9 protein-coding genes are annotated in these 8,044 nt (G+C 76.0%); 3 read left to right on the top strand and 6 right to left on the bottom strand.

Features of this window, described 5'->3' with window-relative positions:
- Positions 1–88: 88 nt before the first annotated feature.
- The 6 genes from ABT092_RS30575 to ABT092_RS30550 form a co-directional block, all read right to left on the bottom strand.
- Positions 89–1,582 carry an SCO6880 family protein gene (locus tag ABT092_RS30575; RefSeq protein WP_351249720.1) on the bottom strand — a complete coding sequence of 498 codons (1,494 nt, stop codon included), beginning with the start codon at positions 1,580–1,582 and terminating at the stop codon, positions 89–91.
- A 78-nt stretch (positions 1,583–1,660) separates the two neighbouring features.
- On the bottom strand, positions 1,661–2,845 hold the full coding sequence (locus ABT092_RS30570) for a TrbL/VirB6 family protein (RefSeq protein ID WP_351249718.1): 1,185 nt from the start codon (positions 2,843–2,845) through the stop codon (positions 1,661–1,663).
- On the bottom strand, positions 2,845–3,606 hold the full coding sequence (locus ABT092_RS30565) for a DUF8175 domain-containg protein (protein ID WP_351249716.1): 762 nt from the start codon (positions 3,604–3,606) through the stop codon (positions 2,845–2,847). The genes ABT092_RS30570 and ABT092_RS30565 overlap by 1 nt, the downstream gene beginning before the upstream one ends.
- Positions 3,607–3,650: 44 nt before the next feature.
- Positions 3,651–3,950, bottom strand: a complete 300-nt coding sequence (locus ABT092_RS30560; RefSeq protein ID WP_351249714.1) for a hypothetical protein — start codon at positions 3,948–3,950, stop codon at positions 3,651–3,653.
- Between the two features lie 101 nt (positions 3,951–4,051).
- Positions 4,052–4,330 (bottom strand): hypothetical protein, encoded by a 279-nt coding sequence (locus tag ABT092_RS30555; RefSeq protein ID WP_351249712.1) that lies wholly within the window; start codon positions 4,328–4,330, stop codon positions 4,052–4,054.
- Entirely contained in the window at positions 4,327–4,869 is a 543-nt protein-coding gene (locus ABT092_RS30550; protein WP_351249710.1) for a DUF6668 family protein, read from the bottom strand. Before ABT092_RS30550 ends, ABT092_RS30555 begins: the two co-directional genes overlap by 4 nt.
- 137 nt (positions 4,870–5,006) lie before the next feature.
- Here ABT092_RS30550 and ABT092_RS30545 point away from each other — a divergent pair, with 137 nt between their 5' ends.
- From ABT092_RS30545 to ABT092_RS30535, 3 genes are read left to right on the top strand one after another with little or no spacing between them, the layout of a single operon-like run.
- Positions 5,007–6,107 carry a peptidoglycan DD-metalloendopeptidase family protein gene (locus ABT092_RS30545; protein WP_351249708.1) on the top strand — a complete coding sequence of 367 codons (1,101 nt, stop codon included), beginning with the start codon at positions 5,007–5,009 and terminating at the stop codon, positions 6,105–6,107.
- A 40-nt stretch (positions 6,108–6,147) separates the two neighbouring features.
- On the top strand, positions 6,148–6,831 hold the full coding sequence (locus tag ABT092_RS30540) for a hypothetical protein (RefSeq protein ID WP_351249706.1): 684 nt from the start codon (positions 6,148–6,150) through the stop codon (positions 6,829–6,831).
- 8 nt (positions 6,832–6,839) lie between these two features.
- Positions 6,840–7,898, top strand: coding sequence for a tetratricopeptide repeat protein (locus tag ABT092_RS30535; RefSeq protein ID WP_351249704.1), 1,059 nt, complete (start codon positions 6,840–6,842; stop codon positions 7,896–7,898).
- Positions 7,899–8,044 lie beyond the last annotated feature (146 nt).

Genomic DNA, 8,044 nt, shown 5'->3' with positions numbered 1-8,044 from the left:
GCTACGACCCCGAGGTCCACCGCGCCAACAACAAGATCAAGCAGGACCCGGACACGCCTCTGGCGGCATAGAGGTTGACTCAGGGAACTCACAGCGCCTCCCGCAGCTGGTACGGGACGAGGGTGTACTCCCAGGGCAGGATGCCGACCGGCAGGGTGCAGGCGAAGGCGGACGCCTGCATCCGGTCGGCGGGGCGCATCGACACCCGGGAGGAGGCTTGCAGGTTGCGGACGGTGATGTCGGCGTCCCGGAGCCCGGACTCCTCGTCGACGGTGACGGTCACCATCAGCGAGAACTCGACCAGTCCGGCACCGGCGGCCTCCTCCGCGGCGGTCTGCTCGGCCGCGCGGATCTCGGAGGTGGCGCGGGCCTGGACGAGGCCGCCGCGGGAGCTGCCCATGAAGTGGGCGGCGCGGCGGTCGGACTCCACGATCCGGGCGGAGGTCGCCGGGTCGATGGGGCGGTAGACGAGGGAGACCCGCTTGCGGCGGGTGCCGGGCGCCGGCTCCAGCAGTCCCCGCAGCACGCTGGAGCGGACGGTGCCGCGCGGGGCGAGGGTCAGCAGCCAGGAGCGGGAGACGCCCGAGTCGTGCTGGTAGGCGGTGACGGTCTCCACGGTGGCCGCGGGGCCGGCGTCGGCCCACTCCAGTCCGGTGCCGGAGTCCTCGGCGCGGAGGCCGAGGACGTCCGGGGCGACCGCGGGGTCGAAGGCCACCCGCACGGTCTCCGCGATCCGTTCGGCGGAGAGCGGGTGGGCGGCCCCGCCGCCGGCGGCGACCAGCCCGGCGAGCAGTCCGGGCAGCCGCATCGACAGCTCGGTGACGACGTCGTCGACGTCCCGCTTGGGGCCGCCGGTGGGGCCGTAGGTGAGGGCGATGTAGGTGTGCATCTCGGAGGAGGCGGTCGGGTAGCGCTGGACGACCTCCTCCATCACGGCGCGGGCCGCGGCGGGGGCGTCGGGGGAGATCCGGGGGAGGACCTCGGCGGCGAGCCGGGTGCCGGTGTCGGGCGCGGTCTCCACCACGACCTGGGCGCCCCGCAGGCCGGGTTCGTGGGCGAGCCGGTTCAGCCAGTCGCCCCAGGACGCCACCCACACGTCGACCTGTTCCGGGTCGACGAGGGAGCCGCCGTCGGGTTCGCAGGCCAGGACCAGTGTGTACAGGTTGCGCCCCGGGTGGTGGATCACGCCGAACGGGCGGTCGTAGGCGTCCCGGCCCTCGTGCATCCGGGTGCGGGCGAGCAGTCCGGGCGGGGGGAACCTCCCGCCGGGACGGCGGGACAGCGGCCCGGCGACGTAGCTGGTGGAGCCGCCCGCCCGGCGGCGCATCCAGCCGATGCGCACGGCGAGGAGCTGGTAGACGTTGCGGCCGTCCGCGGTGCGCAGCGCCAGTGGCGCCAGCAGCAGGGCCACGGGGACGAGGACGGTGACCGCGGCGGCCAGGGAGACCAGCGAGGCCAGCAGCGTCACCAGCAGCCCGCCGAAGGCGATGACGGTGCCGAGCAGGCCGAGCGGGCCGAGGCCGGGGCGGCGGGGACGGCGCCAGTTGCCGTAGGTGGGACGCGTGAGGGCGTCGGAGGACATGGGTTCCCTTCGTGGGCTTCGGCTTCCGCGGTGGTGCTTCGCCGGGGCCTCGGTGGTCGGTGGCTCGGGGCGGGCGGGTTACGGGTGGTGGCCCTTCGCCGCGCCGTGGTCGTCGGGGGCGCGGCTCGCGTCACCGCCCCGTGCGAGGGCGGCGGGCGCGGCCGGGGCGGGTCCGGCGGCCCGGGGCCCCGCGGGGGCGCTCCCGCCGCTCCCGCCGCTGCCGCGGCTGCCCGCGGTGCCGCCGCCGGACCGGGCCGGGCCCCGGTCGGGCACGCCGGAGCCGCCGGCCCCCGTGGACGGCGAGCCCTGCGGGCCGGCGGCCCGGCCGCCCGCCGCCGCTCCGCCGCCGACCCCGCCGGAGGCGATGCTGACGGCGCCGCTGGCCGCGGTGGGGGCGGTGCCCGCGGCGACGGCCGCGCCGGGGACGCCGCCGAGGGCCACGGTGGCCGGGACGATCAGCTTGAGCAGGGCGGGCAGGGCGAAGACGGCCAGGATCAACATGCCCATGCCGGCGATGGTGGTGTCGAGGGCGCCGTCGTTCGCGGGGTTGTCGGTCATCGCGGTGGCCGAGTAGATGATCAGGGCCGCGGCCGGTTTGTAGAGCAGCCAGGCCGCGAGCCAGCCCAGGTGCTTCTTCCACCAGCCCTCGCCCCAGCCGGTCATGGAGGAGACGGCGGCCAGCGGCAGGGTGCCCACCAGCACGATCATGACGCCGATGCGGAGGTACATCAGACAGATCTGCACCACCGACGACAGGATCACCAACAGCCCGAAGACCAGCACCAGTCCGGGCGCCTGGAGCCCCATCACGCCGAGGATCTCGTTCGCCTTGTCGTCGAGGTCGGACTTCTCGTAGATGTCCTGCGCGTAGGCGTCGGACGCCTTGGTGAGGGCCTGCACCACCGGCACCGCGAGTCCGCCGACCAGCAGCACCCGCCACATGCCGAGGAACGCCTGCTTCATGGGCTGGCCCCGGCGGTCGAGGGCCATCTTCGCGGAGGCGATCAGCAGACAGGCCACCGCGAGGTAGCCGACCAGCCAACCCGTCGCCTCGTGGACGTCGTTGATCGGGCCGTTGGGGTTCTCCACGTCGACCTTCAACCACACCCCGTTGAGCGCCTTCAGCGTCTCCGAGGTGGCGACCCCGATCGCCTCGGCGAACTCCTGCACGGCGCCGCCCCCGCCGCCCTTCTCGAAGGGGTACTCGACGTCCTTCCCCGCGCAGGCCAGCGGGTCGACCGTGCACTTCCCGGCGTCCGCCATCAGGCCCCCCAGGTCACGAAGCCGTCGGTGCCGTCGACCGCCGCGCCCCCGCCGTAGACCGCGCCGTCCTCGTCGGGCACCACCTTCCAGTCGCCGTCCTGCCAGCGCAGCGCGACCGACAGGGAGCCGTACCGGTCCCCGCCGGGCGCGCCCACCAGCAACATGACCGTCGCCTCCCGCCTGCTGTACGAGAGGACGGAGAACCCGGCGTAGGCCGCCCCGGCCGCCGCGTCCGAGGGGGACTTGTCCTTCGCCTTCCTCCGGGCGGCGACGTACGCGTCCCGGCCCGGCCCGGGCACCACCTGGCGTTCGACGACCTCCCGCCAACCCGCGTACCCGAAGTGGTCGGCGATGGCGTGCGCCGCGAACACCGCTCCGGTGGGCGTGCGGGCGAAGCAGTACCAGACGGAGCCGTCGAACTTCAGTGGGCCCGAACCCTTCGACACGGGCACCAGGTTGCTGCCGTTGGCCTTCCAGTACAGGTCCTTCGGCGACCGTTCGGGTCTGCGCTGCTCGCCGTCGTCGGTGCGGCAGCCGGCCGGCCGGCCGGCACCGGACGCGGCGGCGGTGGCGGTGGCCGGGGCGGAGGGTGCGGGCGCCGACGCCGCCGCCGGCTCCCCGTCCCCCCTCGCCAGCAGGACGACACCGGCCAGGAGGGCGAGCGCCAGCAGGAACCCGGCCGACACGATCCAGCCCCGCTGCTGCCAGAACGGCTGCTCCCACTCGCCGCTGCCGCCGCGCGGCCGGCCGGGCTTGCCCATCGTGTTCCTTCCCTACGCTGTGGTGTGGTCGCGGGTCGGCCCGGTCAGCCGAAGACGAACGTGACGACCGGCCCGGCGGTGGCCACCAGGACGCAGCCGCCCAGGACCATGCCGAGCCGGCCCAGGTGCTCCGATCCCTCGCCCCGGCGCACGGAGAGCGCCATCATCGCCCCGGTGATGAGCACGCCCGCGACGCCCGCCGCGGTACCGGCCCAGGCCAGGATGCCGAGGACGGTGTCGACCTTGGAGGTGAGCGCGTCGGGGGCGTTGCGGTTGGGGTCGGGCACGTCGCCGTCCGCGAGGACGACGGTGGCGTGGGCCTTGGCGGCGAGCGCCTGGATCATGGTTTCTCCCCGATGTGGTTTCGACCAAGGGTCGCGGTGTGGTGGGGTCGGGCCCGGTGGGCGGGGACGGGTCGGCGCCGAAGGGCCGGGTGGCGGGCCGCTCAGCCCTCGGTGTTCCAGAGGTCCAGCCCCACGAACTGCACCAGGGGCCCGGCGCTGGCGCCGATCACGCAGGCGGCCAGCACCAGGAGGTAGGCCCGCAGGTGCTCCTCGCCGTCGCCGGTGCGCAGCGCGACGGCCATCCGGGTGCCGACGAACATCAGGCCCGCCACTCCGGCCGCCGTCACCAACCAGGCCAGGTAGCCGAGCACCTGGTCCAGCGGACCGGTGACCTCGGCGGGCGGGTCGTACGCCAGGTGGGCCAGCAGTCCGGCGCTCATCGGCCGCTCCTCGGGTGGTCTCGGTCCGGCTGGGCGATCAGGGCGGCCAGGTCCGCGGTCTGCCGGGGCGGCGGGACGGTGAGGTCCCCGGTGCGCCAGGCGGGCACCCACGGCACCCGGTGGACCGGCACCACCGAACCGATGACCTTGATCCGTTGTTGGAGCGGCCGGGGCAGCCGGCCGGGGGCGTCCGCGACCAGGACCACCGCGGCCAGCGTCGTCCCGGGCGGTTCCTGGCCGCGCCGGAAGGCGTCGAGCACCCGGGACACCGCCCGTAGCCCGCTGGCGTGGGTGCGGGCCACCAACACCACGGTCTTAGGGCCGCCTTGGGCGGGGAGCGGTAAGGCCCGGCCGGCGTCGACGCCGCCGAAGACCTGCGCCAGGGTGGTGACCCCGGCCCCGCCGTGCGCACCGACCCAGGCCATCCGCCCCGCGGGGCGCGGCTGTTGGGGGTCCATCGGTGCGGGCGCCGGCGTCTCGGTGACGGCGACCGGCCCGCGGACCCATATCCCGGGTCCGCCCGGCGGATCGACTGGCACGTTCAACTCCCCTCCCTTCCGGGGTGTTCGGTGAGCGGCCCGGTGATCCTCGCCGACGCGGGGGCGGGGAACAGCGACCCATGACACTCTGGGACGAGTTTATGACCGAGCGGTGATGCACGGGCAGGATGCGTCCGGTGACACCCGACGGCCGCGAGGGCGGGCACGGGGCGCGGGAGCGCTGCCGAGGGGAGCGGATGTCGAAGAGCGGGGGGAACGGAGGACGGGCCTCGTGGATCGTCGGAGGCGTACTGGCGCTGGTGGTACTGCCGTTGGGGGCGATGATCGCGGTCAGCGGCGGCCCGCCCGGCGGGGGCGACGGCAAGGGCGCGGGCGGCTCGCTGCGCAACGGTGCGGTGGACCCGGCGTACGTGCCCTGGGTGTTGAAGGCGGGCGCCCTGTGCGAGGCGGTCACTCCCGCCGTCATCGCCGCCCAGATAGAGGCGGAGTCGAACTGGAACCCCGACGCGGTCTCCCCCGCCGGCGCCCGGGGGCTCGCCCAGTTCATGCCCGGGACCTGGGCGACCTGGGGCGAGGACGCCGACGGCGACGGCCGGTCCTCGCCCTTCGACCCACCGGACGCGATCATGGCGCAGGGCGCCTACGACTGCGCACTGGCCCGGCAGGTGGAGCGGTACAAGCAGCGCGGGCGGGCGAAGGGCGACACCCTCGATCTGACGCTCGCCGCCTACAACGCCGGCCCCGGCGCCGTGCAACGGCACGGCGGGGTCCCGCCGTACACGGAGACCCGCGGCTACCTCGCCCGCATCCGGTCCCTGATCCCGAAGTACGCGAGCGTCGAGGAGGCTGCGGGCGAGCTGCCGCCCGGCCGGCGGATGGCGATGCCGCTGCGCGGGAACTTCCCGGTCACCTCCCCCTACGGGATGCGCATGCACCCGACCCTGCACGTCTACAAGTTGCACACCGGCATCGACATCGGCGCCCCGGCCGGCACCCCGTTCCTGGCCGCCCTGGGCGGAGAGGTGACGTTCGCGGGGTGGACCGCCGGGTACGGCAACCGGGTCGTGGTCGCGCACGGCACCGTGGACGGCAAACGGATCGAGACGACGTACAACCACATGTCGGCCGTCGACGTGGCGCGCGGACAGCGGGTGGGGGTCGGGCAGCGGGTCGGCGCGGTCGGCTCCACCGGCTTCTCGACCGGCCCGCACGCCCACTTCGAGGTGCGGGTGGACGGGACGTACGTGGACCCCGCGCCCTGGCTGGGGATGACGTGACCGCACCGACGAGACCCGTGCACCCGAGGGAGGCGGACGCGTGACGGCGCACCGCGGGCCGCTGCGCCCCCTGTTGACCGCACTGACCGCACTGGTCCTACTGGCCGGGTGCGGGCTGCCCGACCGGCGGGAGGACCGCGAGGGGTCGACCCCGGCCCCCGCCTCCGTCGCCCCCAAGGCCCCCGTGCCGCCGGGCCGCCCGCTGGGACCCGGCGCCCGGGTGCCCCGCCTCACCGGGGTCGACGAACGGGACCCGGGGGAGGTCGCCACGGCATGGGCGCGGACGGCGTACGGCCACGACACGGCGTACGACACCAGCCCCCAGGACGCCCAGGTGCGCGCCGCCCGGTGGCTCACCGGGCGCAGGGCCGCCGCCGAACGGGAGCACCGGCCCGCCAGCGGCCCCGGCACCCGGTGGGACGAGTGGGCCCGGCACCGCGCCTGGACCACGGTCGAGGTGACCGACGAACTCGTCGACCACGCACCCGCCGACAGCGGGACGACCGCCCACCGCTGGCTCGTGGTGAACGGCACGGCCCACGGCCGGGACGAGTGGAAGGGCCCCGGCCCCCGCCTCCACGCCTACGTCAAGCTGGTACGTTCGTCAGCCGGCACGCCCTGGCGGGTGGACGACGTGGCGGTCGTCGAGGCCGTGACGCCTCCCGGCGGCTCCGCCCGTCCACGGGCCGGCGGCCCCGACGGATCCGACGCTTCCGCCCAGTGAGGGGACCGATGTCCAGATTCAGTCTCGGCGGACGCAAGCCGCAGCCGTCGCCCGCACCCGGAGCACACCCCATCGAGGTGCACGTCACGGCGGACGGCGCCGCGACGGTGGGCGGACTGCCGGTCGTCGGCACCGGGGAGCAGAGCCTCCAGGAGGCGGTGCTCGACCATCTGCACCGGCTGGTGCTCGCCACCGGGCACCCGGTCGCGGCCACCGTCCACGACGCACGGATCGGCTACCGCACCCCCATCCTGGTCACCGCGGACGGGGCCAGCGCCTTCGCCGGCGCCCCCGCCCCGCTCCCCGCGCCCCACGGCGGCGCCCCGGGCGCCGCGGCGCCGCCCGCGCCGGTTCCCTCGGCGGCGCCCGTCGCCCCGGCCCCGGCGGCGCCCGTCGCTGCGGCCCCGGCATCCGCCCCGGCAACGCCCGCCCCCGTGACCGCCGTCGCCGCCGCTGCCGCCCCGCCGGTCGCCCCGGGCGCGCCCCCGCTGCCGCCGGGGTGGTCCGCGCCCGCGCCGGCCGCACCCCCTCCCCCGGCCCCGGCCTCCGCGCCGGCGGGCGCGCCGGCGGGCGCGGGGAACACCGGCCCCTCGCTGCTCGCCGAACCCGTCCGGCGGATCAACGAGGCCGTGGGGATGGGGCGGATCGAGTCGGCGGCGGCCATGGCCGAGCAGAGCATCGCCTCGGCGGTGCGCACCCTGGGCGCAGAACACGCCGAGGTGCTGCAACTGCGCGAACTCGCCGCCTACATCGCCTACTTGGCGGGGGATGCACCCCGCTCGTTCGCCCTGTCCATGGAGTTGGCGCGGGTGCGGCGCCGCGGGAACGACGCGGTGCGGGCCTTCGCCTGCGTGCAGAGCGCGGCGGCGGCCTGGCGTGCGCTGCGCAGCCCGGCCGAAGGGCTGGCCCTGGGGCACGAACTGGTCACCCTGTGGGACGACCTGGCCGCGGCGGGCGGGCCGGCCGCGGCCGAGCGCGCCCAACTCGACGCGGCCCGGGCCCGGATGGGCCGACTGGCCGAGCAGGTCGGGGCCGGAACGGACCCGCGGCCGGTGCCGGGGCCGTGATCCTGGCGGGGGGGGGGGGGGGGGGCCCCCCCCCCCCCCCACCGGGGGGGGGGGGGGGGGGGGGGCGCCGCCCCGGCCCCCGGGGGGGGGGGGGGGTATTTTTTGATAAAAAAGTTTTTATTGAGTGGGTGGGGGGGGGATTGTTA

Origin of the sequence: Streptomyces sp. NPDC002490 (assembly GCF_040296045.1) — a bacterium.
In the GTDB taxonomy this organism is placed as follows: domain Bacteria; phylum Actinomycetota; class Actinomycetes; order Streptomycetales; family Streptomycetaceae; genus Streptomyces.
This window is presented reverse-complemented; position numbering and strand designations above follow the sequence as displayed.

Excerpts from the sequence above, each read along its gene's own strand:
- ABT092_RS30575 (WP_351249720.1), bottom strand. The coding sequence starts at position 1,582 with ATGTCCTCCGACGCCCTCACGCGTCCCACCTACGGCAACTGGCGCCGT.
- ABT092_RS30570 (WP_351249718.1), bottom strand. The coding sequence starts at position 2,845 with ATGGCGGACGCCGGGAAGTGCACGGTCGACCCGCTGGCCTGCGCGGGG.
- ABT092_RS30565 (WP_351249716.1), bottom strand. The coding sequence starts at position 3,606 with ATGGGCAAGCCCGGCCGGCCGCGCGGCGGCAGCGGCGAGTGGGAGCAG.
- ABT092_RS30560 (WP_351249714.1), bottom strand. The coding sequence starts at position 3,950 with ATGATCCAGGCGCTCGCCGCCAAGGCCCACGCCACCGTCGTCCTCGCG.
- ABT092_RS30555 (WP_351249712.1), bottom strand. The coding sequence starts at position 4,330 with ATGAGCGCCGGACTGCTGGCCCACCTGGCGTACGACCCGCCCGCCGAG.
- ABT092_RS30535 (WP_351249704.1), top strand. The coding sequence starts at position 6,840 with ATGTCCAGATTCAGTCTCGGCGGACGCAAGCCGCAGCCGTCGCCCGCA.